Below are 23,543 nucleotides of genomic sequence, written 5' to 3' on the forward strand. Positions count from 1 at the left end.
GAGAAAGCGCGATGTGCCTCGGCCTGCCGATGACGATCGTCGAGACTGACGGAATGTCGGCGCTGTGCGAATTCCGGGGCGAGCAGCGCCACGTCTCCATGATGCTGCTCGACAGCCCACCGGTCGGTGGCCACGTGCTCGTCTATATCGATACCGCGATCCGGCTTCTGGATGAGGATGAAGCGCGCCTGATCGGTGCTGCGATCGACGGGCTCGGTGCTGCCCTCGACGGCGAGGATTGCGACCGCTACTTCGCCGATCTGATCGACCGCGAGCCGCAACTGCCGGCACATCTTCGGTCTGAGTAGCCGCCCCTCCTGCGGCTGCGATCCATCGTGCCCGGCCCCGGGGGCAGGCTTCGGGCGGGCATGTGTGCCTGAGAGCCGTCTTTCCATCTACAAAGATAGATTCCATCTAGATTGGAAAGTATCTTGTCGTCGCTGGATCCTCGTTCTGGTGACCAGGAAATATTTGATATAGATCAATAGGATAGATCGAGAAGGTTGCTGGAATATCCTGGCATGTGCCTTGCTAACCCTATCCCGAGCGAAAATCATAAGCTTGTCAGGGGAGGTCTGATGGAATTCCAGGTGGGGAAGCAGGATCTGACGCGGCATGGCCTGCTTGAGGTCGATGCCGCAACGGTCGATCAATTTCTTAGCCAGGCCGACGAGGCCGGCGCGGTCGCGGTGCTGCTGTCGGCGGGCGATCCCAATCGCTTTCCCGAGGCGATCGACGTCGCCGTGGTGCTGCCGGAGTTGATCACCGCGTTCAATGGCCGCTTGCGCGGCGCGATCATCGCCCGCGGTGACGAAAGCGCGCTCGGCCAGCGATTTGGCGTGCGTGTGCAACCGACGCTGATCCTGATCGCCAAGGGCGAGACGCTGGGTCTGATCGCCAAGATCCAGGACTGGTCGGTCTATATCGACCGCATCACGAAACTGATTGACCGGCCGCGCGGGCAAACGGCCGCGGTCGCCGTCACCATCGTTCCCCAGCATCGTGCGCAAGGTGTCGAGCTATGAAGGTCGGATTCTGGGATGCGCCCGAGGGCGCCGAGCAGCCGGTCAGCGTGTTTCCGATCGGCGAGGAGAGTCTTAATGCATCGAAGGGCAGCCTGACGGCGGCCGGAGCGCTGGCAAAGCTTGCAACGCTCGACAGCGCCGAACTCGCCAAGAGCTGCCCGAATGCGGTCGCGCTGCTGTCGAAGATCGCGCAAGCCATCGCGGGCCAGAAGGCGGATGCGCCGACGCAGCTGTTCCGGCTCGCCAATCTCAACGAGCTCGAGAGCAAGCTCATTGCCGACGTGCTCGGCGAAGGCGAGGTCGGCGGGGTGGTCGCATTGCCCGACGGGTCGCTGGCTCAGATCCAGGAATCGGTCCTGGCGGGGATCTGGCGCGTGCGGCTCGAGACCGACGCCACATCCGAATATCTCGAGATCGGCTCCATTCCGGAGATCGTCAGGCGCGCGGCCGCCGACCTGACCTCCGCCGATTTCGAGATCGGACCGGTGCCGGAAGGCGCCATGAACGTGCTGCCGGTGCTCGCCGAAATCCGCGAGCGCGCGCTGGCCTGGCGGCCCGGCATCCGCTCGCAGATCATCAACTTCACGCTGCTGCCGATGAGCCCGGTCGACATGAGCTTCCTGCAGGACACCATCCGCAACGGGCCGATCCAGCTCGTCTCGCGCGGCTACGGCACCTGCCGCGTGCTGTCGACGGGCATCCGCAATGTCTGGTCGGTGCAGTTCTTCAACGCCATGGACACCATCATTCTCGACACGCTCGAGGTCGGCGGCGTGCCGACCGTCGCGCTCGCCGCGGATGAGGATTTCGAGGATTCCGCCGAGCGGCTGCAGGAAATCATCGAGGCCTATTTCAAATGAGCGCCTTCGAGAATTTCGGCGTGCGTCAGGATGTCTCCGAGGCCACGCGGCTGGAATGCGGCATCTGCTGGACGGTCTACGATCCCGCCGACGGCGACGACGTCGCCCAGATCGCGCCCGGCACGCCGTTCGCGGCGCTGCCCGAGGAGTGGCACTGCCCGAACTGCGATGCTCCGAAGTCCAAATTCATGGCGATCGAAGCATGACGGGGGCTACGCCAAATCCCGAGGCCGACGCCATGGCGTGGGGGGCGCTTCTGGCCGAAAGCTATCGGGAGATCGGCGATCGCGCGATGCGCGATCTGCCGATCTATAATGATGCGCTCGGCGTCGAGGCGATCGGCTTCCGTCGGTTCAACGGCTCGATCGTCGGCATCATGGTCACCCCCTGGTTCATGAACGTGGTGATGCCGGCGAGTGCGGCGCGGGAGACGTCCGGCGCGAGCCTGCGGATCCGTTTTCCTGCGGGCGACATCGAGTTCACCCTCAGCGAGATCGGGCAGATGGGCAGGATCGCAAGCTGCTCGCTGTTCTCGCCCATGTTCGATTTCGCCGACATGGCGGCCGCGCGGGCGACCGCCGAGGCGGCGCTTGCCGAGCTGATGCTGCCGGATGACAGCGAGGAGGCGGTCCGACGCCGTGAGCCCGCGACAACCCCGATCGATCGGCGTAACTTCCTGCGTGGGACGTTAACGGAGCGGCGCGGATGAACCTGGCTTTCCGCAACGAGATCGACATCACGGTGTGGCTCGCCGGCGGCGTGATCGCCGACGTCGCGATCCAGCCGCGCAGCCGGCCGCCCCTGACGCGGCTGTTCGCCGGGAAGCCCGCTACGTCGTTGCTGCCGGTGCTGCCGCGCCTGTTCTCGCTCTGCTCGGTCGCCCATCAGGTGGCGTTCCTGTCGGCGGTCGAGGCCGCGCAAGGGCAGCAGGCGACGTCGGCGATGGCGCGCTGCCGCCTCACGGCGGTCGTTGCCGAGCGGCTGACCGAGTTGCTGCGCAGCCTGTTCGTCGGACGGCTCGCGCTCGACGGCGCGAGCGCGGCTGCCGTGCGCACAATGATGCAGGCGACTACCGTCCTCGGAGGCGCCAGCGAAGGCGTGTCGGAAACCTTGCGGCGCGAGGCCGTGGCACAGATCAAGACCGCGCTCACGGGCTTGGGGATTGCCGGCGAAGGTCCGGCGCTCGTGTCCGGCAGTGTCCTCGCTGCCCATATCGCACGTTGCGAGGGTGAGGGGTTGTCGCCGTCGCCGGTCGAGCAATCATTCCTGACGGCTGCTGACGATCTCGACGTCATTGAGCGCCTGCTCGCGGGCGGGGCTGCCTATTCCGACGCGCCGGAGCTCGGCGGCAGGATTCCGGAAACCGGTGTCTGGGCGCGATGGGCGCGGCGCGGAGCCGTCTCGCCGGAGGCCGGGCCGGCCGCGCGACTCGAGGCGCGCATCGCCGAAATCGCCCGGCTCTGCGCCTGGCTCGATCGCGGCGACGAAGATCTCGACGATGGCGCCGTCGCGAGCTACCGGCTTGGTGCAGGCAAGGGCGCCGCTGCGGTCGAATGTGCGCGGGGCCGGCTCTATCACGCCGTGGTGCTCGACGGGGAGAGCCGCGTCGTCAGTTTCGAATTCCTGGCGCCAACCGAGTGGAATTTTCATGCCCGCGGGCCGCTGGTCCGGAGCCTGAAGGGCGCGGTGCTGACGGCCGGCCGGCGCGGCCAGGACGCGGTTCGCGCGCTGGTCGGCGCGTTCGATCCTTGCGTCGGTTTCAAGCTCGATTTCCGCGAGGTCGGCCATGCATGAAATGGCGCTTTGCGAGGGCATTATCGGCATCGTCGAGGAGGAAGCGCGCAAGCGCTCCTTCGCCAAGGTCAATGTCGTCTGCCTCGAAATCGGTGCGCTCAGCCATGTCGCGCCGGAGGCGATGAAATTCTGCTTCGAGGCCGTCGCGGCACGGACCATCGCGCGCGGCGCGAGGCTCGAGATCATCGAGACGCCGGGAACGGCCTGGTGCATGGCCTGCTCGGAGAGCGTCGAGATCAAGCAGCGTCACGAGCCGTGCCCGTCCTGCGGCGGCTATCAATTGCAGGTGACGGGCGGGGAAGAGATGCGCGTAAGGGAATTGGAGGTCGATTGATGTGTACGGTCTGCGGCTGCGGCGACGGCAAGGCGTCTATCGAACACGCGCATGATCATGATCATGGGCATGGCGGACACCATCATCATCACGGTCACAGCCACGACCACGACCATGGCCATGTTCACCATCACCACCATGACCGTGCCGATGGTGAGACGGGCTTGCTCGATTGCGGCGCCAATCCGGCGGGACAGGCGATCGCCGGCATGAGCAGCGAGCGCATCATCCAGGTCGAGCGCGACATTCTCGGCAAGAACGACCGCCTTGCCACCGACAATCGTGCGCGCTTCCAGGCCGACGAGGTGCTTGCCTTCAACCTGGTGTCGAGTCCGGGCGCCGGAAAGACCTCGCTGCTGGTTCGCGCCGTCGCGGAACTGAAGGACAGCTTTCCGATCGGCGTGATCGAGGGCGACCAACAGACCTCTAACGATGCCGAACGGATCCGCGCCACCGGCGTGGCGGCGATCCAGGTCAACACCGGCAAGGGCTGCCATCTCGACGCGGCCATGGTCGGCAAGGCCTATGACCGGCTGCCCTGGCTCAACGGCGGCCTTCTCTTCATCGAGAATGTCGGCAACCTCGTGTGTCCGGCGGCGTTCGATCTCGGCGAAGCCTGCAAGATCGTGGTCTTTTCGACCACCGAAGGCGAGGACAAGCCGCTCAAATATCCGGATATGTTCGCGGCATCCTCCTTGATGCTGATCAACAAGATCGACCTCGCGCCGGTGCTTGATTTCGACCTTGCCAGGACCGTCGAATATGCGCGGCGGGTCAACCCCGGCATCGAGGTCATGACGGTGTCGGCGCGCACGGGCGAGGGGTTCCCGGCTTTCTATGCCTGGATCCGCAGGCGCTGGGCCAAAGCGAAGCAGGCCGAGATGGCGGCGCAGGGATGACGATGGACGGCGGGACGAGCGCAGAGGTGAGGAGACTGCGCCTGCACGTGCGCGGCGCGGTGCAGGGCGTCGGCTTCCGCCCCTATGTCTACGGCCTCGCCACGCGCTATCGTCTCGGTGGTTTCGTCGCCAACGATCCCCATGGGGTCGTGATCGAGGTCGAGGGTGAGCGCGCCGCCGAATTCATCACGGCGCTGCCGCTGGAGAAGCCGCCGCTCGCCCGAATCGACGACATCTCGGTGCATGCGGTCGGGACACTGGCGAGCGAGAGATTTTGCATCCGTGCCAGCGAGCAGGGCAGGGTGTCGACGCGTATCGTCGCCGACGCCGCCACCTGCAAGGAATGCCTGCGCGAGCTGTTCGATCCGAACAGTCGCTTTTATCGCTACCCGTTCGTCAACTGCACCCATTGCGGCCCGCGCTACACCATCGCCGAACGGCTGCCTTATGACCGTCCGGTCACGGCCATGAAGGGCTTTGCGATGTGCAGAGCCTGTGCGGATGACTACGCCGACCCGGGCAGCCGCCGTTTTCATGCCGAGGCGATCGCCTGCCCGGCTTGCGGTCCCAGGCTCAGCCACGAGATCGCGGACGTTGCTTCCGCGATTGCCGACGGCAAGATCGTCGCGATCAAGGGGCTCGGCGGTTACCAGCTGCTCTGCAATGCCCGCGATGATGACGTCGTGCGGCGGCTGCGGCAGCGCAAGCAGCGCGACCGGAAGCCGTTTGCCGTCATGGTCGGAGCGGTGGACGCGGTCGCGGATATCGCTGATGCCGATAGTACCGAGCTCGCGTTGCTCAAGAGCTCGCCGCGGCCGATCGTGCTGATGCGATCGCGCCACCAGCTCGCGCCGGCGATTGCACCGGAGCTGTCCAGGCTCGGCGTCATGCTGCCGGTCGCCCCGCTGCATCACCTGATCTTCGATGAACTGAACACCGCGCATGCGCGCTCCGGCGAAAGCTGGGCGATCGTCGCCACCAGCGCCAATCCCGGCGGCGAGCCGCTCCTGATCGACAATCGCGAGGCCGAGCGACGCCTTGCCGGCATTGCCGATCTCATCGTCACCCACGACCGCGACATCGTCACCCGTGCCGACGATTCCGTGGCGGCGGTGGTCTTGGGCCGGACCCAGTTCGTCCGCCGTGCCCGCGGCTACGTGCCCGAGCCGGTGCGCCTGGCGCGATCCGTGCCGGCGATCCTCGCGGTCGGCGGCGCCCTGAAATCGACCGTCACGGTCACGCGGGGCGACGAGGCCTTCGTCTCCCAGCACATCGGCGATCTCGACACGGCGGAAGGCGTCCGCTTCTTCGAGGAGGCGGTGGCGCACCTGCTGTCGACGCTCGATGTCGAGCCGGTCGCCATTGCTCATGATCTGCATCCGAACATGGCTTCGACCCGTTTCGCCGAGGCCAGCGGCAAGCCGCTGATCGCGGTCCAGCACCATCACGCCCATGCGGCCGCCGTGATGGCCGAGCACGGCGTTGTCGGCCCGGTGCTGGCGCTGGTGCTCGACGGTTTCGGCCACGGCAGCGACGGAGGCAATTGGGGGGGCGAGCTGCTGGCCTGCGACGGTGCACGCTTCCGACGGCTCGGACACCTCGCACCGATGAAGATGCCGGGCGGCGATCGTGCCGCGCGCGAGCCCTGGCGCATGGGCGCGAGCGCGCTGCATGGCCTCGGGCGAGGCGATGAGATCGCGACGCGGTTCGGAGCACGGCCGCAGGCCTCGCGCCTCAGCGCTCTGCTCGACCAGCCGGGCGTGCCGACGACGACCAGCGCCGGCCGCCTGTTCGATGCGGCGGCAGGGCTGTTGGGTCTCTGTCCGCTGCAGAGTTACGAGGGGGAAGCTGCGATGAAGCTGGAGGCGCTGGTGCGCAACCCCCGCATCGCACGAGACGGCTGGATCATCGAGAGCGGCGAGCTGTCCCTGGCTCCATTGTTCGAGCGGCTGGCAACCGGGAGCATCGATCCGGTCGAAGGCGCCGAACTGTTCCACGGCACGTTTGCCGCAGCTTGCATCGACTGGATCGGCCGGGCGGCGCGCGCGACCGGGATCACCACCGTTGCCCTCAGCGGCGGCTGCTTCCTCAACGCCGTCCTGTCGGACGAGATCGCGCGCGGCTGCAATGCGGCCGGCCTCTCGCCGCTGCCGCCGCGCCAGATGCCGCCCAATGATGGCGGTCTCAGCCTGGGACAGGCCTGGATTGCTGCGCTAACTCTCCTCGAACAACAAGACCTGAAAGGAACCGCCTGATGTGTCTCGCGATACCGGCAGAGGTCACGAAACTGCTGCCCGACGAGATGGCCATCGTCTCGATCGACGGCGTCAGCAAGGAGATCTCGGTCGCCTTGATCGAGAACCTCGCGGTGGGGGACTACGTGATCATCCATGTCGGTTATGCCCTGACCAAGATCGATCCGGAGGAGGCGCGGCGGACGCTCGAATTGCTGCGCGAGCTGAGCGTCGAGGGACAGGGAGTGGCGCCATGAAATATGCCGACGAGTATCGCGACAAGGAGATCGCATTGGGGCTCGCGAAGACGATTCGCGCCGAGACCGACCCGAAGCGGCCGTATCGTTTCATGGAGTTCTGCGGCGGCCACACCCACGCGATCTCGCGTTACGGTCTGGAAGACATGCTGCCGAACAACGTGCGGATGATCCATGGCCCGGGATGTCCGGTCTGCGTGCTGCCGGCCGGGCGCATCGATATGGCGATCCGGCTTGCGGAGCGGAGCGAGATCATCCTGTGCGTCTATGGCGACCTGATGCGCGTCCCCGGCTCGCAGGGCGCCTCGCTCCTGAAGGCAAAGGCACGGGGCGCCGATATCCGCATGGTCTATTCCACGATCGACGCGATCCGGATCGCGGAGGAAAATCCCGAGCGCGAGATCGTGTTCTTCGCCATTGGCTTCGAGACCACGACGCCGCCGACCGCGGTGATGATCCGGCTGGCCGAGAAGAAGCGGCTCGAGAATTTCAGCGTGTTCTGCAATCACGTGCTGACCCCGCCGGCCATGCAGAATATTCTGGAAAGCCCTGATATCCGCAGCATAGGGCGCGTCGAGATCGACGGCTTCGTCGGGCCGGCGCATGTCTCGACCATCATCGGCACCGCACCTTACGAGTTCTTCGCCGAAGAGTTCGGCAAGCCGGTGGTGATCTCGGGCTTCGAGCCGCTCGACATGATGCAGGCGATCTTGATGCTGGTGCGCCAGGTCAACGAGAACAGGCACGAGGTCGAGAACCAGTATAGCCGCGCGGTCACGCGCGACGGCAATCTGCGCGCCAAGGAGGAGGTCTCCGACATCTTCGAGCTGCGCGACCAGTTCGAATGGCGTGGGCTCGGCCAGGTTCCCTATAGCGGGCTGAAGCTGAAGCGCTCTTACGCGAAATATGATGCCGAGGTCCGCTTCGGCATGAACGAGGTTCGCGTCGACGACAATCCTGCGTGCGAATGCGGTGCCATCCTGCGCGGGGTGAAGAAGCCGGTCGACTGCAAGCTGTTCGGCACCGTCTGCACGCCGGAGACGCCGATGGGCTCCTGCATGGTCTCCTCCGAAGGTGCGTGCGCCGCGCATTGGACCTACGGCCGCTTCCGCGACCATCAGCAGAGGCGGGCATCATGAAGGCCTATCAGCGCAAGCTCGATATCAAGAACGGCTGCGTCGACCTCTCCCACGGCTCGGGCGGCCGCGCCATGGCGCAGCTGATTTCGGGGCTGTTCCACGAAGCCTTCGGCAATGAATGGTTGGCGCGCGGCAACGACCAGTCGGCCTTCGATGTCGGCGCCGGGCGCATGGTGATGACGACCGACGGCTATGTGGTCTCGCCGCTGTTCTTTCCCGGCGGCAATATCGGCTCGCTCGCGGTGCACGGCACCGTCAACGACATCGCCATGGCCGGTGCAAAGCCGCTTTATTTGTCGGCGAGCTTCATCATCGAGGAGGGGTTTCGGTTCGCCGACCTCAAGCTGATCGCGGACTCGATGGGGGAGGCGGCGCGCGCGGCCGGCGTCCACATCATCACCGGCGATACCAAGGTGGTCGAGCGCGGCAAGGCGGACGGCCTGTTCATCTCGACATCGGCTGTCGGGGTCGTACCTGATGGCCTCGATCTGTCGGCCGAGAACGCGCGCGTCGGCGATCGCGTCCTGATCTCGGGCACGCTCGGCGATCACGGCGTGGCGATCATGTCGAAGCGGCAGAATCTGGCCTTCGACACCGAGATCGTGTCGGATTCGGCGGCGTTGAACGGTCTGGTCGCCAGCATGGTCGAGGCCGGCGGCGCCGGCATTCGCCTGATGCGCGATCCCACCCGCGGCGGGCTCGCCGCGACGCTGAACGAGATCGCGCAACAATCCAACCTCGGCTTTCACCTCCAGGAGGAGGAGATCCCGGTCAAGCCGGGCGTCGCGGCCGTGTGCGAATTGCTCGGTCTCGATCCGCTCCACGTCGCCAACGAGGGCAAGCTGGTCGCGATCGTCGCGCCCGAGGTCGCCGATGCCGTGCTCGCCGCCATGCGGCAGCACCCGCTCGGCCGCGATGCCGCCGACATCGGCGAGGCCGTCGCGGACGATCATCATTTCGTGCAAATGGCGACGAGCTTTGGCGGTGGCCGGATCGTCGACTGGCTGTCGGGCGAGCAATTGCCGCGGATCTGTTGAGGGATCATGATGCGCATCCTGCTGCTCTCGCATGCCTTCAACAGCCTGACGCAGCGGCTGCATGTCGAATTGCGCGAGCGCGGCCACGAGGTGTCGGTCGAGCTCGACATCCACGCCGACGTCACCCGGGAAAGCGTTGCGCTCTACCGGCCGGACCTCGTGATCGCGCCGTTCCTCAAGCGGGCGATCCCCGAAGACGTCTGGCGCAGCGTGCGTTGCCTGATCGTGCATCCCGGCCCGCCCGGCGACCGCGGTCCCGCGGCGCTCGATTGGGCCATTCTCGAAGGAGCGGCCGAGTGGGGCGTCACCGTGCTGCAGGCGGACGGTGAGTTCGACGCCGGTCCGGTCTGGGCCTTCCGCACATTCCCGATGCGGCGCGCGGCAAAATCCAGCATCTACCGCAACGAGGTCACCTCATGTGCGGTCGAGGCGGTGCTGGAAGCCGTCGCTGCAATCGAAGCCGGGCGTCCGACGCCGCAGCCGATGCGCGAGGACGATTCGCGCATTCGCGTGCGCGGGCCCTGCCGCCAGCCGGACCGGGCGATCGACTGGCAGCACGACACGACCGAGACCGTGCTGCGCAAGATCCACAGCGCCGACGGCATGCCCGGCCTCCTCGACAGCCTGTTCTTCCGGGACGTGCGGCTGTTCGACGCCCATGAAGCGCGGGATATCTCCGGCGTACCCGGCACGGTCGTGGCGCAATGCGACGGGGCCTTGGCCCGTGCGACGGTCGATGGCGCGGTCTGGATCGGCCATGTGCGGCAGCTTGCGCCGAAGAGCCTGAAGCGGTCCGCGGCGAAGGTGTTCGCGGAGCAAGCCGCCGGCCTGCCGCGACGGCCGGATTGCGGCTATGCTCCCATTCAATATCGCGAGCATGGCGAGGTCGGCGAGTTGCAGTTCTCCTTCTACAATGGCGCCATGGCCACCGACGACTGCGAAGCGCTGCTGGAGGCCTACCGCGCCGCGCTGGCGCGCCCGACCAAGGTGCTGCTGCTGACCGGTGGCCTCGACTATTGGTCGAACGGCATTCACCTGGCCGAGATCGAGGCCGCCGGCAGTGCCGCCGATGAATCCTGGCGCAACATCAACGCCATTGACGATCTGGCCCGCGCCATCATCGAGACCACGGACCGGCTGGTGATCTCGGTCATTCGCGGGAATGCAGGGGCGGGCGGCGTGTTCCTGAGCCTCGCCGCCGACGAGGTCTGGGCCAGCGACCAGATCGTGCTCAATCCGCATTACAAGGACATGGGCAATCTGTTCGGCTCCGAATACTGGACCTATCTTTTGCCGCGCCGCGCGGGCGCCGAGAATGCGACGGGGATCACGCAATGCCGGCTGCCGATGGGCGTCGCCGAGGCGCAGCGCCTCGGGATCGTCGATCGCGTCCTCGCACGCGACGAGCTCGCCTGTGAATATCTCGTGAAACTCGCGGCTGCGGCGGGCGCTGATCGAGGCTTTGCCGCACGACTCACTGACAAGAAGAGACGCCGCGCGGCGGACGAGGCCGAGAAGCCCCTGCAGGCCTATCGCGACGAGGAGCTGCGGCGGATGAGGCTCAATTTCTACGGCTTCGATCCGAGCTACCACGTCGCCCGCTACAAATTCATCCACAAGGTGCCGAAATCGCGCACGCCGCTGACCATCGCCAATCATCGGTCGCGGCGAACGGCCGAGCGGCAGAGAGCCATGGTGGTGCCCTCATGAGCGTTCTGGGAACCATTCTCGTCGTCGACGACGAAATCCGGTCGCAGGAAGCGCTGCGGCGGGTTCTGAGGGAAGATTTCGAGGTGCTCTGCGCCGGCAACGCGGCGGACGCGGAAAAGCTGCTGGAGGGCGAGATTGTCCACGCCATCCTCTGCGACCAGCGCATGCCGCATGAATCGGGCGTGAGCTTCCTGAAACGCGTGCGGGAGCTGTGGCCCGATCCGGTGCGGATGATCATATCCGGCTATTCCGATTCCGAGGATATCATTGCGGGCCTCAACGAGGCCGGCATCTATCAATACATCACAAAGCCCTGGCAGCCCGAGCGGCTGCTCGTCATCGTCAAGGAGGCGGTGCAGCTCTATCGCCTGCAGAAGGAAACGGAAACGGCCGGCATCGACATCAAGGCGACCTCAGGCCACATCAAGAAGGTCGTCTCGGTCAAGCGTGGGGTTGCCAAGCAGCTCTATGATTTCGACCGCATCGTGCATTGCACTGAAAGTCCCATGCACAGGGTAATCGAGCTCGGCAAGCGCGCCGCGGACTACGACATCTCCGTGCTGATCACAGGCGAGTCCGGGACCGGAAAAGAGCTGCTCGCGCGCGCCATTCACTACCGATCGGCGCGCGCCAGTAAGGCCTTCGTCGTCGAGAACTGCGGCGCGCTGCCGGACGAGCTGCTCGAAAGCGAGCTGTTCGGCTGCAAGAAGGGTGCCTTCACCGGCGCCTATCAGGATAGGATAGGTCTGTTTGAGGTTGCCGACGGCGGCACCATCTTCCTCGACGAGATCGGCGAGACCTCACCGGCCTTTCAGGTCAAGCTGCTCCGCGTGCTGCAGGAGAGCGAGATCCGCCCCCTTGGCGCGCAGCGCGTACGCAAGGTCGACGTCCGCGTGGTGGCGGCGACCAATCGGGATCTAGAGGCAGAGGTCGAGGCGGGCCGCTTCCGGCGCGATCTCTACTATCGCCTCGCGGCATTTCCGGTCCACATGCCGGCCTTACGCGAACGGCCAATGGATGTCTCCTTGATCGCCGAAGGCGTGCTGTCGTCGGTGAAAACCTCCTTCAACCGGCCGGGCCTGCGCTTTTCTCCTTCCGCGCTCGAAGCGTTCGCCAAATACCATTGGCCGGGCAATGTCCGCGAGCTACAAAACGAGATTCAGCGCATGGTGGTGCTGGCCGACACGGACGAACTGCAGGCCCCGCCGCTGCTGGGCCGGCGCAATGGCAAGCTGCCGGTCGTCGCGGTCGCTGGCAAGCTAAACGGCGCGGCGACCCTCAAGGACAAGGTGGAAGATCTGGAGAAGGCCGTTATCATCAGCACTCTGGAACGGTACGAAGGCAATATCAGCCGGGTCGCCAACGAGCTCGGGCTTTCGCGGGTCGGTCTCAGGAACAAGCTGTCCAGGTATGATTTGAGGAAGAATGCCTGAGGTGACGCATCCTCCCGAAGCCGGCGAGCCTAAAACGCTGCTGAAGTTGATCGGAAAGCGCGGGGCGATGGAGCTCGACCACGAGCGCGAGGGCGCCTGGATCGAAGTCATCCGCAAGATGGACGAGGTCTATTCCGACCTGCTGCGCTACGAGGTCGATCTCGAGCACAAGAATGCGGAGCTGGAGGAGGCGCAGGCCTTCGTCACCAACGTCATCGAATCCGTCTCCGACATCCTCATCGTCCGCGATGCCAAGGGGCTGGTGCAGCAGGTCAATTCCGCCTTCCAGAACATGCTCGGCTGCGGCGTCACCGACATCGTCGGCGGGAACATCGCCGACGTGATCGATATCAGGGACAAGGCCAAGCTGGTCCCGCTGCTGAAGCCGCGCGGCGCTTCCGACGTCGTCGACGGCGAGCTCAGGTTTTCGCGCGAGGGCGGCAGCTCGGACCTGTTCGCCATGAACGCATCCCCCCGCCACGATCATCGCGGCCGCTTTATCGGCGTGGTGCTGACGGGACGTCCGATCGGTGAGCTTCGCCGCGCCTACGAGGAGTTGCACAAGGCGCATCACGAGCTGCAGCGGGCCCAGCGGCAGCTGGTCGAGCAGGAGAAGATGGCGAGCCTCGGCCGTCTCGTCGCCGGCGTCGCCCACGAGCTGAACAATCCGATCAGCTTCGTCTACGGCAACGTCCACACCTTGATGCGCTATCGCAGCGCTATCGTCGCCTATCTCGATGCGGTCCATGACGAAGCCAAAGGCAGTAACCTCGCGGCTGAGCGGCGAAGCCTTCGCATCGACGAGATCCTGGAGGACTTCGGCCCGCTCATCGAAGGCACCCTGGAAGGCGCTGTCCGCATCAGCGAGATCGTAAAGAATCTGCGCCGACTGTCCTTCAGCAAGCTCGGCGAAGTCGAGCGCGTCGACATCGAGCGTCTGATCAACACTGCAGTGCTGTGGGCCGTGCGCACCAAGCAGGTTCGGATCGATCTGCAGATCGAAATCGAGCCGGAGCTCTGGGTCTCCGGCAACGAGGGGCAATTGCACCAGGTGATCGTCAATCTCGTGGAGAATGCGATCGACGCAACGCGCGGCACCGAATCGCCGCGGCTAGTGGTATCGGCGGCGCGCAAGGGCAACGAAATCCTGTTCCGGATCTCCGACAACGGCCCGGGAATCGACAAGGACCACATCAGCCACATCTTCGAGCCGTTCTTCACGACCAAGCGGGTCGGCGAGGGGACCGGGCTCGGCCTCTGGATCAGCTATGGAATCGTGCGCGAGCACGGTGGCGAGCTCGGCGCCGGATATGGGCCGGAAGGCGGCGCGACATTCTCTTTTGCCTTGCCGGCGTCGTAAACAGCTGACCTACAGCCTGTAAAGAACTTGCGCGCTCGACCAAGAGAGCCCCGCTCCGCAGGCAGACGGCGTCAGTTCCTGCGCGAACGCTATCGACGCAATTTTCGGCAAAGCGAAGGGCATTCAGTTCGCGCAGCGCGCTTCCAGTACGTCGACAAAGGAGCGGTCCCAGCGGCCGTCGCGAATGGCCTGCATCGTTGCCTCCTCCTTCTGGTGCTGAGCCAGCGCCTTCTCAATGACGCTCGCGGCCAGGGCAGGCTGAAAGGCGAGGAGTCCATCCTGGTCGCCGACGATGACGTCGCCGGGATTGACCACCATGCCGCCGACCGTGATCGGCACGTTGATCTCCCCCGGACCGTCCTTGTACGGGCCGCGGTGGCTCACGCCGCGGGCATAAACGGGAAACGTCCGTGCGCCGATTTCGGCTGCGTCGCGAATGGCGCCGTCGAGCACCATGCCGGCGAGGCCCAGCGAGGCGGCCGCGAACGTCATGATGCCGCCGACCAGCGCGTTGGTGGTGTCTCCGCCGGCATCGACCACCATGACGTCGCCGGGCCGGCAGAAATCATAGGCGCGCAGAATGGCGAGGTTGTCGCCGCCGCGCGTCTTTACGGTCACGGCGGTGCCGGCCATCGGGGCGGGCGCATGGTAGGGCCGAAGACCGATACTGCCGCAGTTGCGGTGCAGTTGATCGCTGAGCAGCGCCACCGCGATGGTGCGCAGCTTGGCGATGGTCGACGGCTCGACCTGGGGCGCGGAGGGGTTTCTGACGATTCCGGGATTGGCCATGGCGGGGTGCTTTCGATCGATTGCAGGTTAGCGCAGTTCGGCAACCGCGCGGGCGATGCGATCCGTGCCTTCGTCAAGCGCGGTCTGCGACGTCGCGATCGAGGCACGGAAGAAGGGCGACAGACCGTAGGCGGCACCCTGAACGAGGGCCACGCCGGCCGCCTCCAGCAAGTACATCACGACGTCACCGTCGTTATCGAGGCGAGTGCCGGCCGGCGTCGTCCGCCCGATCAGGCCCGCGCAATTGACGTAGAGATAGAAGGCGCCGTCGGGCGGCCGGCAGCTCAGCCCGGGGATGGCGTTGATGCGCGCCAGCGTGCGGTCGCGACGCGCCCGATAGGTCGCGACGGTCTCGCCAACGAAACTCTGCTCGCCAGTGAGCGCCGCGACCGCCGCCGCCTGGCTGATCGAGCAGGCATTGCCCGACGACTGCGACAGCAGCGTGTTCAGCGCGCCGATGAGGTCGGCGGGTCCGGCGATCCAGCCGATGCGCCAGCCGGTCATCGCATAGGTCTTGGAGACGCCGTTGACGGCGAGGACGCGCTCGCGCAGCTCGGGCGCGGCATTGAGCAGATGCGGCGTCCTCTCGCCGTCGAAACGGATGTGTTCGTAGATGTCGTCGGTCATGACCAGCACATGCGGATGGCGGGCGAGAACGTCGGCAATCCCGCGATATTCCGCTGCGGAATAGCTTGCGCCGGTCGGGTTCGATGGCGAGTTGATCAACAGCCAGCGCGTCTTCTCCGAGATCGCCGCCTCGAGCTGCGCCGGCGAGATCTTGAAGCCCTGGCTCTCCGGACACGCCACGAGCTTGGGTATCCCCTCGCAGGCGAGCACCATGTCCGGATAGGACACCCAGTAGGGCGCCGGGATGATCACCTCGTCGCCGGCCTCGAGCGTCGCCTCGAGCGCGCTGTAGATGGCGCTCTTGGCGCCGTTGGTGACCACGATCTCCGCGGGATCGTAGAGGAGATTGTTCTCGCGCTTCAGCTTGGCGACGATCGCCTGGCGCAGCTCCAGCGTGCCGGCAAGCACCGTATACCGCGTCTCTCCCTTCTCCATCGCCCGGGCGGCGGCGGCGCGAATATGCGCGGGCGTGTCGAAATCCGGCTCGCCGACCACGAGGCTGACGATGCTTTTGCCCTCTCGCTTGAGAGCGCTCGCCCGATCTGCAGCCGCAGTGCTGGGCGAAGGCTTGATGCGTCTCACGCGCGCGGAGATACGAGAACGGTTCATGGCGATTGACCCCGGTCTGGAGAGGTGCGACGCTAAAGACAGCCGCCGGCGCTGACCAACACGAGTTCAATCTGGCCTGATAGGCATATCTTATGGTTGGATTCTTCCTCGGCGCCCCATTGAATGCCGCTCAGCCGGGCAGGCCGCTGCGCCGATCGATCCGAGGGACAAGGTGAATCTGAGGCGTCTTCAGTATTTCGTGAAGATCGTCGACGTCGGCAGCCTGACGCAGGCCGCCGATGTGCTTCATGTCGCGCAGCCGGCGCTCAGCCAGCAGCTCGCGACCTTGGAGGGCGAGGTCCGTCAGCAGCTCCTGGTGCGCACCAAGAGCGGCGTCGTGCCCACGGAAGCGGGCAAGGTGCTGTATCGCCACGCGCAGCTCATATTGCGTCAATGCGAGCAGGCGCGCACCGATATGAGCGCGGCGGCGAAAAGCATCTCCGGTGCGGTCGCCGTCGGACTTGCGCCTGGAACGGCCGCGGCCGGACTCGCGCTGCCGCTGCTGCGGACCGTGCGCGCCCGCCATCCCGGCATCCTGCTCTACCTCAACGAGACCTACGGAACGACGCTCTCGGAGCTCGTCATGAACGGCCGGATGGATCTCGCCGTGCTCTACGGCGGCAAGACGGCCGTCCATGGCCTCTCATTCGTGCCGCTGCTGCGCGAGCAGCTCTACGTCGTCGGCCCCGCCAGCATGATGGCCCCGCCGGGCGAGATCAGTGTGCCGGCGCTGGCCGACATGGATCTCTATCTCGCCCGTCCCTACAACGTCGTGCGCAAGATGGTCAACGAGGCCTTCGCGGCGATCGGTCAAGCGCCGAAGGTCGTCGCGGAAATCGAATCGGCGAGCACATTGACGGCGGTGATCGCCGACGGGCTCGGCGCGACGATCCTGCCGGAATCGATGGCCCGCCAGGTGGCGGGCTCCTGCGGTGGCTGGCAGTCCCGCATCGTCGATCCGATCATCGAGGCGCCGCTGGCATTGTGCCAGTCCGATCATTTGCCGCTGTCGGAGCCGGCCCAAGCCATCAAGGAAATCCTGCTCGAGCTCGTTGCCGGGCTGCCCGGCAACCTCGTCGTCGCCGAGGAGCGGGCGCAGAAAGCGTCATAGCGCTCTCTTATATGGGCAAAGCCAAACCGTCTTGGTCGGGGAAGACCGCCGGCGGTAGCGTTCGCGGACAGGTGCGACGCCGCGGGCGCCGACCTCCACGGACGGCCGGAGCATGGATCTCGATCGTATCAAGTCACTGATTGACGCCATGGCGGCCTCCGATCTGGCCGAGATGGAGTTCAGCGAGGGCGGCATGTCGCTGCGGCTGGTGCGCCGACCGCAGCCCGCCGACTCGCGGCCGGCGCTACCGGCGGTCGCCGCCACGGCGCTTCGAGCGAGCCGCCCCGAGCCTGCGCAAGCGGCACCGGTCGAGGACGCAGCGAATGGCGTCGTCGCGCCGCTGTTTGGCGTCGCCTATCTGCAGCCCGATCCCGATGCGCCGCCCTTTGTTACGGTGGGCCAGGCGATCACCGCCGGCACGACATTGTGCGTCATCGAAGCCATGAAGATGTTTCACGAGGTCAGGGCCGATCGGGACGGAGCCGTCGCCGCAATTCTCGTCGCCACCGGGCAGGAGGTGGAGGCGGGGCAAGAACTGATGCGGATCAGGTAGACCCATGTTCGGCTCGGTCCTCATAGCCAATCGAGGCGAGATTGCGCTGCGCATTCAGCGCGCCTGCCGGCGGCTCGGGCTGCGCACCATCGTCGTCCATTCGGAGGCCGATCGCGAAGCGCCCTACGTCCATCATGCCGACGAGGCCATCTGCATCGGGCCGGCCGCGGCAACGCAGAGCTATCTCAACCAGGTGGCGCTGCTGTTCGCCGCCGAGGTCAGCGGAGCCGAGGCGATCCATCCCGGCTACGGCTTCCTGTCCGAGAACCCTGGTTTCGCCGAGCAGGTCGAAGCCGCCGGCCTGACCTTCATCGGCCCGACCGCCGCTGTGATGCGCGTCATGAGCGACAAGGTCGCGGCCAAGCGGGCGATGCGGGCGGCCGGCGTTCCCTGCGTACCCGGTCCGGATGCGGCGCTCGGCGATGACCTCGATCTCGCGCGCGCAATCGCGCGGCAGATCGGATACCCCGTGATCCTGAAAGCGGCGGGCGGCGGCGGCGGCCGCGGCATGCGGATGGTGGAGAGCGAGGCTGGCCTCGTTGATGCGATCGCCGTGACGCGGGAGGAAGCGCGGCGCGGCTTCGCCAACAGCGAGATCTACATCGAGAAATTCCTGCGCCGGCCGCGACATGTCGAGATCCAGGTGATTGCAGATGCCCATGGCAATGCCGTCTGGCTCGGCAGCCGCGATTGCTCGCTGCAGCGACGGCACCAGAAGGTGCTGGAGGAGGCGCCGGCACCGGGACTGGACCAGGCCGTGCTGGCGCAGATCGGCGAGCGCTGCGCGGAGGCCTGCCGGCAGCTCGGATACCGCGGCGTCGGCACGTTCGAATTTCTCGTCGAGGATGGCGCGTTCTACTTCATCGAGATGAATACGCGCCTGCAGGTCGAGCACCCCGTCACCGAGATGACCGCGGGAATCGACATCGTCGAGGCGCAGATTCGTGTCGCTCAGGGCGAGGCGCTGCCGTTCGCGCAGGGCGACATCGCTTGCCGCGGTCATGCCTTCGAATGCCGGATCAACGCCGAAGATCCCGACACGTTCGTGCCGTCCCCCGGCGTGATCACGGCCTGGGAGCTCCCCGGCGGGCCCGGCGTGCGCATCGATAGCCACGCCAGCGCCGGGTATCGCGTGCCGCCATATTACGACTCGCTGATCGGTAAGCTCGTCGTGCACGGCACGAATCGCGCCGAGGCGCTGGACCGGCTGCGCATCGCTCTCGACGAAATGCGCGTGGAGGGGATCGCGACCAACCTGCCGCTGCACCGGCGCCTGGTCAGGGATGCCGCGTTCATCGGTGGCGGCGTCAGCATTCACCATCTCGAGCAGCAGTTGCGCGGGAGCGGCGAGGCATGACGATGGACCTGCCGCAACTCAGCCTGTTGGGGACGACCGCGCTGCTGTTCGAAGCGCCGGGCGAGACCTCGCTGACGACGCAGCGCCGCATCTGGGCCCTGGCGCTGGAGGCGGGGCTTCTGCCGGGCGTTCGGGAAGCCGTGCCGGGCATGAACAATCTCATGATCACGTTCGCAGAGCCGCCGCGGCACCGCGGGCAACTCGAGCATAGGCTGATCGAGCTGTGGCACACCGTCGAGCCGCTTCCGGCGGCCGGACGCTGCCTCGATCTGCCGGTGGTCTATGGCGGCGACGGCGGCCCGCACATGGCCGATGTCGTGGCCCACACCGGATTGAGCGTCGACGATATCGTCGCGATCCACAGCGCACCGACCTACACCGTCTACGCCCTCGGCAGTCATCCCGGGTATTGCTATCTCGGCGGCATGGACCAGCGCATCGCGACGCCGCGGCGGAAAGTGCCGGTGCTGCGCATCCCGCGTGGCGCCGTCTCCATCGGCGGCAGTCAGACCGGCGTCTCCGCCTCCGATGGGCCAAGCGGCTGGAATACGATCGGCAGCACCGAGGTCGCGTTCTTCGATGTCGAGCGCACGCCGCCGGCGCTGCTGCAGCCCGGTGACTGCATTCGCTTCAAGACCATCCGGGTGCTGCGATGATCGAGGTGCTGTCGGCCGGCGCGCTCGCCACGGTCCAGGATCTCGGCCGCACCGGCGCGCTCAATCTCGGCGTCGGGACATCGGGTGCGATGGATCCATTGGCGCTCGCCGCCGGAAACATCCTGCTGCGCAACGAGGAGAATGCGGCAGCGCTCGAGATACCGCTGCTTCCGTTCCGCGTCCGCTTCACCCGTCCGACGGTGTTCGCCGTGACCGGCGCGGATTGCGCGCCGCGGCTCGACGAGGCGCCAGTGCTGCCATGGTGGGCGCACCGCGCAGATGCCGGCCAGGTGCTCTCGCTCGCCGTTCCCTCAGCTGCGACCTGGCGCGCCTGCCGCGCCTATCTGTGCATCGCGGGCGGGATCGATGTTCCCTCGGTGCTCGGCTCGCGCAGCACCCAGCTGCGCGGCGCCTTCGGCGGGTTGGAAGGCCGTCCGCTGCGCGAGGGCGATCTATTGCCGGTTACCGAGACATGCGGTCGCGCCAAGACAGGCTTCGGCATCACGCCGCCCGGCCTTGCTCTGCCATTGCAGGTGGACGGGCTGACCGCCGTGCGGGTGCTGCCGGCGGCCGAGTACGACAGCTTCACGCCGTCCTCCCACGAGGCGCTATGGTCCGAGCCCTGGAAGATTACGTCGCAGAGCGACCGCTACGGCTATCGTCTCGCGGGCCCCGAGCTCAGGCCGCAGCGGCCCATGGAGCTGCGCTCGCACGGCATTGTTCCAGGCGTGATCCAGGTCCCCCATGGCGGCCAGCCGATCATCCAAATGCGCGATGCGCAGCCGTCGGGCGGCTATCCCAAGATCGGCACCGTCATCGAGGCCGACCTCTGGCGCCTCGGCCAGGCTCCCATCGGCAGCCGGATTCGTTTCGTGCTGTGCAACTGGGACGAGGCGCTGGACGCGTTGGCGGCGACCCGGCGCTGGCTGACCAACGCCCGCCGATTGGTCGAGCTCTACTGCAACCTGGGAGCGGTGCGATGACCAGCCCACTCGACCATGTCGACCAGCTTTGCGCCTTCCTCGCGGCGACTGACATCGGCCTGCTCGAGCTGAAAGGCCCAGCCGGGACCCTACGCCTGCGGCATGACGGCGCCCGCGTCGAGGTCCAGATGATAGAGGCAGCTACGGCGGCGGTGGCTACTGTGCCCACGCAGGTCATTCGGGCGCCGGTGCCGGGCATCTATCTCGACCGCCATCCATTGCGCTCGCAACCATCGGCCGCCGTCGGCGCCGAAGTCGCCGCCGGCACGCCGCTCGCCTTCCTCCAGATCGGACCGCTCTTGCTTCCAGTCCCGGCACCGGAGGTCGGCCTGGTGGTCGAGAAGTTTGCCGAGCATGGCGCGACCGTGGGATACAGCGCACCGCTGATCGGATTGCAGCCGCACGGGAGTGACGCCCAATGAAGATCGATCTCAATGCCGATCTGGGCGAGGGCTACGGCGCCTGGTCCATGGGCGACGACGATGCTCTGCTCGGCCTCGTCTCGTCGGCCAACATCGCCTGCGGCTTTCACGCAGGCGATCCGCTGATCATGCAGCGCACCGTGGAATCGGCAAAGGCCCGCGGGGTCGATATCGGCGCCCATGTCGGTTTCCCGGATCGCCAGGGCTTCGGCCGCCGCGTGATGCAGATTGATGCCACCGAACTTGCGGCGATGGTCATCTATCAGCTCGGCGCGCTCGCCGGCATCGTCCGCGCAGCCGGTTACCGCATGACCCATATGAGCTTCCACGGTGCCTTGGGCAACATGGCGGCCGCCAACGCCAAGCTCGCCGAACCGCTGGTCCGCGCCGTCGCCGCGTTCGATCGGGAGCTCCTCATCGTATCGTCGAGCAGCCGCGCCATCGAGGGGGCGGCGGCGGCCTGCGGCCTGCGCGTCGCAACCACCTTCCTGGCGGACCGCGCCTACGACGATGACGGATTGCTCGTGCCCCGGGGCACGGCGGGCGCGGTCATTCACGACCCAGCGCTCGTGCTCGAACGGGTGCAGCGCCTGCTCTGCGACGGCGTCGTCATCACCGCGACCGGCCGGGCGCTGCCGATGCAGGCCACATCGATCCTGCTGCATGGCGACACGCCGGGCGCGGTCGAGTTCGCCCGGACGATCCGTGCCGCGATCGAGACCGCCGGCGGGGAGGTTGCGCCGGTGTCGCGCCTGATCACCGGCAGCCCCGGGCGTGGCCGATCATAAGCGTACCTTATCCCGCCAAAGTGATTCCATCTTGGCGGCGGAACTGCTCCATCGGTAGCCTCTGGAGAACAGCGAGGAGTCAGATGCCATTTTCCGACTACAGGACGGCTCTCGTCACCGGCGCCTCGTCCGGCATCGGCCTCGCCGTCGTCGAGCGCCTGGCGCGCGAGGGGCTGCAGGTGCACGCGCTGGCGCGCAGCGCCGATCCGCTGAAGGCGCTGGCGGAGCGCACCGGCTGCATTCCCCATGCCGTCGACGTTCGCGATCTGCCCGCCATCACCAAGCTCGCGGGCAGCGTCGAGTTCGACATCCTCGTCAACTGTGCCGGCGTCGACCGGCCCAAGAAATTCCTGCAGGCGGACGCCGAGGATATCGAGCTGCTGCTCGACGTGAATCTGCGCGCCGTCCTGCATCTGTGCCGCCTCGTCGTGCCCGGCATGGTGGCGCGCGACCGCGGTCACGTCGTGAACATCACTTCGATCGCCGGCGCGTATAATTTCGGCGGCAACTCGACCTACCACGCCACCAAGGCGGCGGTCAGCATGCTGTCCCGTCAGCTCCGCATCGACGCCTTCGGCAAGCGCGTTCGCGTCACCGAGGTGTGCCCGGGGCGGGTCGCGACCGATATCTTCGCGCACGTCCACGGCGACTCCGCCGCCACCCGCGCCGCCTTCATCGAGGGATTCGAGCTGCCCGCGCCGGAGGACATCGCCGACGCGATCGCCTTCGCCATTGCCGCGCCGGTGGCGGTGAACATCGGCCATATCGAGATTACACCGACCCTGCAGGTGCCCGGCGGACTGTCGACGGTCCGTCCCGAGCGCCCCGCCAGCCCTCCAGCCGTCACCTAGAGCGGAGGCCGCGATGAAGGGCTTCGACCTCATGGCGATCCTGCTGAACCCCGAGTTCAGCCGCATGCTCGTCCACGGGGTGAAGATGACCTTCATCATCTTCGCAGGCTCCTGGCTGCTCGCCATGAGCCTCGGTATCACCCTCCTTGCGATTCGAATGCTGCCGGGCCGGATCGCCGACGCCCTGGTCGAGGCCTACGTTGCCTATCACCGCAACGTGCCGACGCTGGTGCAGCTGATGCTCTGGTACTTCGGCGTCTCCAGCCTGCTGCCCGAGCGGCTCCAGGTCTGGCTGTCCGATCAGAACGGCGAGGCGATCTTCGCGGTGATCGCGCTCGGGCTTTGTCAGGCCGCGTATTTCAGCGAAGACCATCGGTCGGGCTTGCGCGCCGTGCCAAAGGGGCAGTGGGAGGCCGCCCGCGCGCTGGGTCACAGCTATCTCGGCGCGATGGCTTACATCCTGCTGCCGCAGGCGGTCCGCAACGCGATGCCGGCGCTGGTGAACCACACGGTGTCACTGTTCAAGAACAGCAGCCTTGCCATGGCGATCGGCGTCACCGAACTCACACATGCGGTGAAGGAGGTCGAAAATCAGAGCTTCCGCGCTTTCGAGACCTACCTGATCGCGACCGTCTTCTACCTCGCATGCTCCCTGCTCCTGATGTGGCTCGGCTATTATTTCGAGCGGCGCAGCCGCATGGCGGGAGCGCTCTGA

At 66.4% G+C, this 23,543-nt stretch carries 26 protein-coding genes; 24 read left to right on the plus strand and 2 right to left on the minus strand.

Translation table 11 applies throughout. The features are described from left to right. Positions 1 to 11 precede the first annotated feature (11 nt). From BDOA9_RS35625 to BDOA9_RS35695, 15 genes are all read left to right on the plus strand, one after another. Positions 12 to 308: a HypC/HybG/HupF family hydrogenase formation chaperone gene (locus BDOA9_RS35625; RefSeq protein WP_025038690.1), complete on the plus strand. Its 297-nt coding sequence runs from the start codon at positions 12 to 14 to the stop codon at positions 306 to 308. Between the two features lie 270 nt (positions 309 to 578). After that, complete coding sequence (locus BDOA9_RS35630; RefSeq protein ID WP_025038691.1) at positions 579 to 1,025, plus strand: hydrogenase accessory protein; 447 nt, start codon at positions 579 to 581, stop codon at positions 1,023 to 1,025. Further along, on the plus strand, positions 1,022 to 1,885 hold the full coding sequence (locus BDOA9_RS35635; protein ID WP_025038692.1) for a hydrogenase expression/formation protein: 864 nt from the start codon (positions 1,022 to 1,024) through the stop codon (positions 1,883 to 1,885). The genes BDOA9_RS35630 and BDOA9_RS35635 overlap by 4 nt, the downstream gene beginning before the upstream one ends. Further along, positions 1,882 to 2,091 carry a rubredoxin gene (locus BDOA9_RS35640; RefSeq protein ID WP_025038693.1) on the plus strand — a complete coding sequence of 70 codons (210 nt, stop codon included), beginning with the start codon at positions 1,882 to 1,884 and terminating at the stop codon, positions 2,089 to 2,091. Before BDOA9_RS35635 ends, BDOA9_RS35640 begins: the two co-directional genes overlap by 4 nt. Next, positions 2,088 to 2,594 (plus strand): [NiFe]-hydrogenase assembly chaperone HybE, encoded by a 507-nt coding sequence (gene hybE, locus BDOA9_RS35645; protein WP_025038694.1) that lies wholly within the window; start codon positions 2,088 to 2,090, stop codon positions 2,592 to 2,594. Before BDOA9_RS35640 ends, hybE begins: the two co-directional genes overlap by 4 nt. Continuing rightward, positions 2,591 to 3,679: a hypothetical protein gene (locus BDOA9_RS35650; protein ID WP_025038695.1), complete on the plus strand. Its 1,089-nt coding sequence runs from the start codon at positions 2,591 to 2,593 to the stop codon at positions 3,677 to 3,679. The genes hybE and BDOA9_RS35650 overlap by 4 nt, the downstream gene beginning before the upstream one ends. Next, the gene (hypA, locus tag BDOA9_RS35655; protein WP_025038696.1) at positions 3,672 to 4,013 is read left to right on the plus strand and encodes a hydrogenase maturation nickel metallochaperone HypA; all 342 of its coding nucleotides are present in this window, start codon (positions 3,672 to 3,674) and stop codon (positions 4,011 to 4,013) included. The genes BDOA9_RS35650 and hypA overlap by 8 nt, the downstream gene beginning before the upstream one ends. Beyond that, the gene (hypB, locus tag BDOA9_RS35660) at positions 4,013 to 4,912 is read left to right on the plus strand and encodes a hydrogenase nickel incorporation protein HypB (RefSeq protein WP_025038697.1); all 900 of its coding nucleotides are present in this window, start codon (positions 4,013 to 4,015) and stop codon (positions 4,910 to 4,912) included. The genes hypA and hypB overlap by 1 nt, the downstream gene beginning before the upstream one ends. Then, positions 4,909 to 7,167, plus strand: coding sequence for a carbamoyltransferase HypF (gene hypF / locus BDOA9_RS35665; protein ID WP_025038698.1), 2,259 nt, complete (start codon positions 4,909 to 4,911; stop codon positions 7,165 to 7,167). The genes hypB and hypF overlap by 4 nt, the downstream gene beginning before the upstream one ends. Continuing rightward, positions 7,167 to 7,403 (plus strand): HypC/HybG/HupF family hydrogenase formation chaperone, encoded by a 237-nt coding sequence (locus BDOA9_RS35670; protein WP_025038699.1) that lies wholly within the window; start codon positions 7,167 to 7,169, stop codon positions 7,401 to 7,403. Before hypF ends, BDOA9_RS35670 begins: the two co-directional genes overlap by 1 nt. After that, positions 7,400 to 8,542, plus strand: a complete 1,143-nt coding sequence (hypD, locus tag BDOA9_RS35675; RefSeq protein ID WP_025038700.1) for a hydrogenase formation protein HypD — start codon at positions 7,400 to 7,402, stop codon at positions 8,540 to 8,542. Before BDOA9_RS35670 ends, hypD begins: the two co-directional genes overlap by 4 nt. Further along, a complete protein-coding gene (gene hypE, locus BDOA9_RS35680; RefSeq protein WP_025038701.1) occupies positions 8,539 to 9,579 on the plus strand; it encodes a hydrogenase expression/formation protein HypE in 1,041 nt (346 codons plus the stop codon). The genes hypD and hypE overlap by 4 nt, the downstream gene beginning before the upstream one ends. A 6-nt stretch (positions 9,580 to 9,585) precedes the next feature. Further along, complete coding sequence (locus BDOA9_RS35685; RefSeq protein WP_340162415.1) at positions 9,586 to 11,289, plus strand: hydrogenase maturation protein; 1,704 nt, start codon at positions 9,586 to 9,588, stop codon at positions 11,287 to 11,289. Next, positions 11,286 to 12,722, plus strand: a complete 1,437-nt coding sequence (locus BDOA9_RS35690) for a sigma-54-dependent transcriptional regulator (RefSeq protein ID WP_042337052.1) — start codon at positions 11,286 to 11,288, stop codon at positions 12,720 to 12,722. Before BDOA9_RS35685 ends, BDOA9_RS35690 begins: the two co-directional genes overlap by 4 nt. Continuing rightward, positions 12,715 to 14,082, plus strand: a complete 1,368-nt coding sequence (locus BDOA9_RS35695) for a sensor histidine kinase (RefSeq protein WP_025038703.1) — start codon at positions 12,715 to 12,717, stop codon at positions 14,080 to 14,082. Before BDOA9_RS35690 ends, BDOA9_RS35695 begins: the two co-directional genes overlap by 8 nt. A gap of 123 nt (positions 14,083 to 14,205) precedes the next feature. Here BDOA9_RS35695 and BDOA9_RS35700 read toward each other — a convergent pair whose 3' ends face one another. Together BDOA9_RS35700 and BDOA9_RS35705 are read right to left on the minus strand one after the other, a co-directional pair. Then, positions 14,206 to 14,871: an RraA family protein gene (locus BDOA9_RS35700; RefSeq protein WP_025038704.1), complete on the minus strand. Its 666-nt coding sequence runs from the start codon at positions 14,869 to 14,871 to the stop codon at positions 14,206 to 14,208. A 27-nt stretch (positions 14,872 to 14,898) separates the two neighbouring features. After that, a complete protein-coding gene (locus tag BDOA9_RS35705; RefSeq protein WP_025038705.1) occupies positions 14,899 to 16,107 on the minus strand; it encodes an aspartate transaminase in 1,209 nt (402 codons plus the stop codon). Between the two features lie 172 nt (positions 16,108 to 16,279). Here BDOA9_RS35705 and nac point away from each other — a divergent pair, with 172 nt between their 5' ends. The 9 genes from nac to BDOA9_RS35750 all read left to right on the plus strand — a co-directional run bounded on the left by nac (position 16,280) and on the right by BDOA9_RS35750 (position 23,543). Next, positions 16,280 to 17,218: a nitrogen assimilation transcriptional regulator NAC gene (gene nac, locus BDOA9_RS35710; RefSeq protein ID WP_025038706.1), complete on the plus strand. Its 939-nt coding sequence runs from the start codon at positions 16,280 to 16,282 to the stop codon at positions 17,216 to 17,218. 112 nt (positions 17,219 to 17,330) lie between these two features. Further along, positions 17,331 to 17,771: an acetyl-CoA carboxylase biotin carboxyl carrier protein gene (locus BDOA9_RS35715; protein ID WP_025038707.1), complete on the plus strand. Its 441-nt coding sequence runs from the start codon at positions 17,331 to 17,333 to the stop codon at positions 17,769 to 17,771. Between the two features lie 4 nt (positions 17,772 to 17,775). Further along, a complete protein-coding gene (gene accC / locus BDOA9_RS35720; protein WP_025038708.1) occupies positions 17,776 to 19,128 on the plus strand; it encodes an acetyl-CoA carboxylase biotin carboxylase subunit in 1,353 nt (450 codons plus the stop codon). Beyond that, the gene (pxpB, locus tag BDOA9_RS35725; RefSeq protein ID WP_025038709.1) at positions 19,125 to 19,784 is read left to right on the plus strand and encodes a 5-oxoprolinase subunit PxpB; all 660 of its coding nucleotides are present in this window, start codon (positions 19,125 to 19,127) and stop codon (positions 19,782 to 19,784) included. Before accC ends, pxpB begins: the two co-directional genes overlap by 4 nt. Further along, the gene (locus BDOA9_RS35730; protein WP_025038710.1) at positions 19,781 to 20,767 is read left to right on the plus strand and encodes a 5-oxoprolinase subunit C family protein; all 987 of its coding nucleotides are present in this window, start codon (positions 19,781 to 19,783) and stop codon (positions 20,765 to 20,767) included. The genes pxpB and BDOA9_RS35730 overlap by 4 nt, the downstream gene beginning before the upstream one ends. Continuing rightward, the gene (locus BDOA9_RS35735) at positions 20,764 to 21,189 is read left to right on the plus strand and encodes a hypothetical protein (RefSeq protein WP_025038711.1); all 426 of its coding nucleotides are present in this window, start codon (positions 20,764 to 20,766) and stop codon (positions 21,187 to 21,189) included. Before BDOA9_RS35730 ends, BDOA9_RS35735 begins: the two co-directional genes overlap by 4 nt. Next, a complete protein-coding gene (locus tag BDOA9_RS35740; RefSeq protein WP_025038712.1) occupies positions 21,186 to 21,977 on the plus strand; it encodes a LamB/YcsF family protein in 792 nt (263 codons plus the stop codon). The genes BDOA9_RS35735 and BDOA9_RS35740 overlap by 4 nt, the downstream gene beginning before the upstream one ends. An 83-nt stretch (positions 21,978 to 22,060) precedes the next feature. Next, entirely contained in the window at positions 22,061 to 22,828 is a 768-nt protein-coding gene (locus tag BDOA9_RS35745) for an SDR family oxidoreductase (RefSeq protein ID WP_025038713.1), read from the plus strand. 13 nt (positions 22,829 to 22,841) lie between these two features. Continuing rightward, positions 22,842 to 23,543, plus strand: coding sequence for an amino acid ABC transporter permease (locus tag BDOA9_RS35750; protein WP_025038714.1), 702 nt, complete (start codon positions 22,842 to 22,844; stop codon positions 23,541 to 23,543).

This window comes from Bradyrhizobium sp. DOA9 (assembly GCF_000617845.2).
Lineage (GTDB): Bacteria > Pseudomonadota > Alphaproteobacteria > Rhizobiales > Xanthobacteraceae > Bradyrhizobium.

What these genes read in the sequence shown, in the direction of transcription:
- pxpB (WP_025038709.1), top strand. Translation starts at nt 19,125, where the DNA reads ATGACGATGGACCTGCCGCAACTCAGCCTGTTGGGGACGACCGCGCTG.
- hypD (WP_025038700.1), top strand. Translation starts at nt 7,400, where the DNA reads ATGAAATATGCCGACGAGTATCGCGACAAGGAGATCGCATTGGGGCTC.
- BDOA9_RS35690 (WP_042337052.1), top strand. Translation starts at nt 11,286, where the DNA reads ATGAGCGTTCTGGGAACCATTCTCGTCGTCGACGACGAAATCCGGTCG.
- BDOA9_RS35635 (WP_025038692.1), top strand. Translation starts at nt 1,022, where the DNA reads ATGAAGGTCGGATTCTGGGATGCGCCCGAGGGCGCCGAGCAGCCGGTC.
- BDOA9_RS35705 (WP_025038705.1), bottom strand. Translation starts at nt 16,107, where the DNA reads ATGAACCGTTCTCGTATCTCCGCGCGCGTGAGACGCATCAAGCCTTCG.
- BDOA9_RS35670 (WP_025038699.1), top strand. Translation starts at nt 7,167, where the DNA reads ATGTGTCTCGCGATACCGGCAGAGGTCACGAAACTGCTGCCCGACGAG.
- BDOA9_RS35630 (WP_025038691.1), top strand. Translation starts at nt 579, where the DNA reads ATGGAATTCCAGGTGGGGAAGCAGGATCTGACGCGGCATGGCCTGCTT.
- hybE (WP_025038694.1), top strand. Translation starts at nt 2,088, where the DNA reads ATGACGGGGGCTACGCCAAATCCCGAGGCCGACGCCATGGCGTGGGGG.
- hypE (WP_025038701.1), top strand. Translation starts at nt 8,539, where the DNA reads ATGAAGGCCTATCAGCGCAAGCTCGATATCAAGAACGGCTGCGTCGAC.
- BDOA9_RS35700 (WP_025038704.1), bottom strand. Translation starts at nt 14,871, where the DNA reads ATGGCCAATCCCGGAATCGTCAGAAACCCCTCCGCGCCCCAGGTCGAG.
- hypF (WP_025038698.1), top strand. Translation starts at nt 4,909, where the DNA reads ATGACGATGGACGGCGGGACGAGCGCAGAGGTGAGGAGACTGCGCCTG.
- BDOA9_RS35735 (WP_025038711.1), top strand. Translation starts at nt 20,764, where the DNA reads ATGACCAGCCCACTCGACCATGTCGACCAGCTTTGCGCCTTCCTCGCG.
- BDOA9_RS35740 (WP_025038712.1), top strand. Translation starts at nt 21,186, where the DNA reads ATGAAGATCGATCTCAATGCCGATCTGGGCGAGGGCTACGGCGCCTGG.
- BDOA9_RS35750 (WP_025038714.1), top strand. Translation starts at nt 22,842, where the DNA reads ATGAAGGGCTTCGACCTCATGGCGATCCTGCTGAACCCCGAGTTCAGC.
- BDOA9_RS35625 (WP_025038690.1), top strand. Translation starts at nt 12, where the DNA reads ATGTGCCTCGGCCTGCCGATGACGATCGTCGAGACTGACGGAATGTCG.
- BDOA9_RS35745 (WP_025038713.1), top strand. Translation starts at nt 22,061, where the DNA reads ATGCCATTTTCCGACTACAGGACGGCTCTCGTCACCGGCGCCTCGTCC.
- BDOA9_RS35685 (WP_340162415.1), top strand. Translation starts at nt 9,586, where the DNA reads ATGATGCGCATCCTGCTGCTCTCGCATGCCTTCAACAGCCTGACGCAG.
- accC (WP_025038708.1), top strand. Translation starts at nt 17,776, where the DNA reads ATGTTCGGCTCGGTCCTCATAGCCAATCGAGGCGAGATTGCGCTGCGC.
- BDOA9_RS35650 (WP_025038695.1), top strand. Translation starts at nt 2,591, where the DNA reads ATGAACCTGGCTTTCCGCAACGAGATCGACATCACGGTGTGGCTCGCC.
- BDOA9_RS35695 (WP_025038703.1), top strand. Translation starts at nt 12,715, where the DNA reads ATGCCTGAGGTGACGCATCCTCCCGAAGCCGGCGAGCCTAAAACGCTG.
- hypB (WP_025038697.1), top strand. Translation starts at nt 4,013, where the DNA reads ATGTGTACGGTCTGCGGCTGCGGCGACGGCAAGGCGTCTATCGAACAC.
- hypA (WP_025038696.1), top strand. Translation starts at nt 3,672, where the DNA reads ATGCATGAAATGGCGCTTTGCGAGGGCATTATCGGCATCGTCGAGGAG.
- BDOA9_RS35640 (WP_025038693.1), top strand. Translation starts at nt 1,882, where the DNA reads ATGAGCGCCTTCGAGAATTTCGGCGTGCGTCAGGATGTCTCCGAGGCC.
- BDOA9_RS35715 (WP_025038707.1), top strand. Translation starts at nt 17,331, where the DNA reads ATGGATCTCGATCGTATCAAGTCACTGATTGACGCCATGGCGGCCTCC.
- BDOA9_RS35730 (WP_025038710.1), top strand. Translation starts at nt 19,781, where the DNA reads ATGATCGAGGTGCTGTCGGCCGGCGCGCTCGCCACGGTCCAGGATCTC.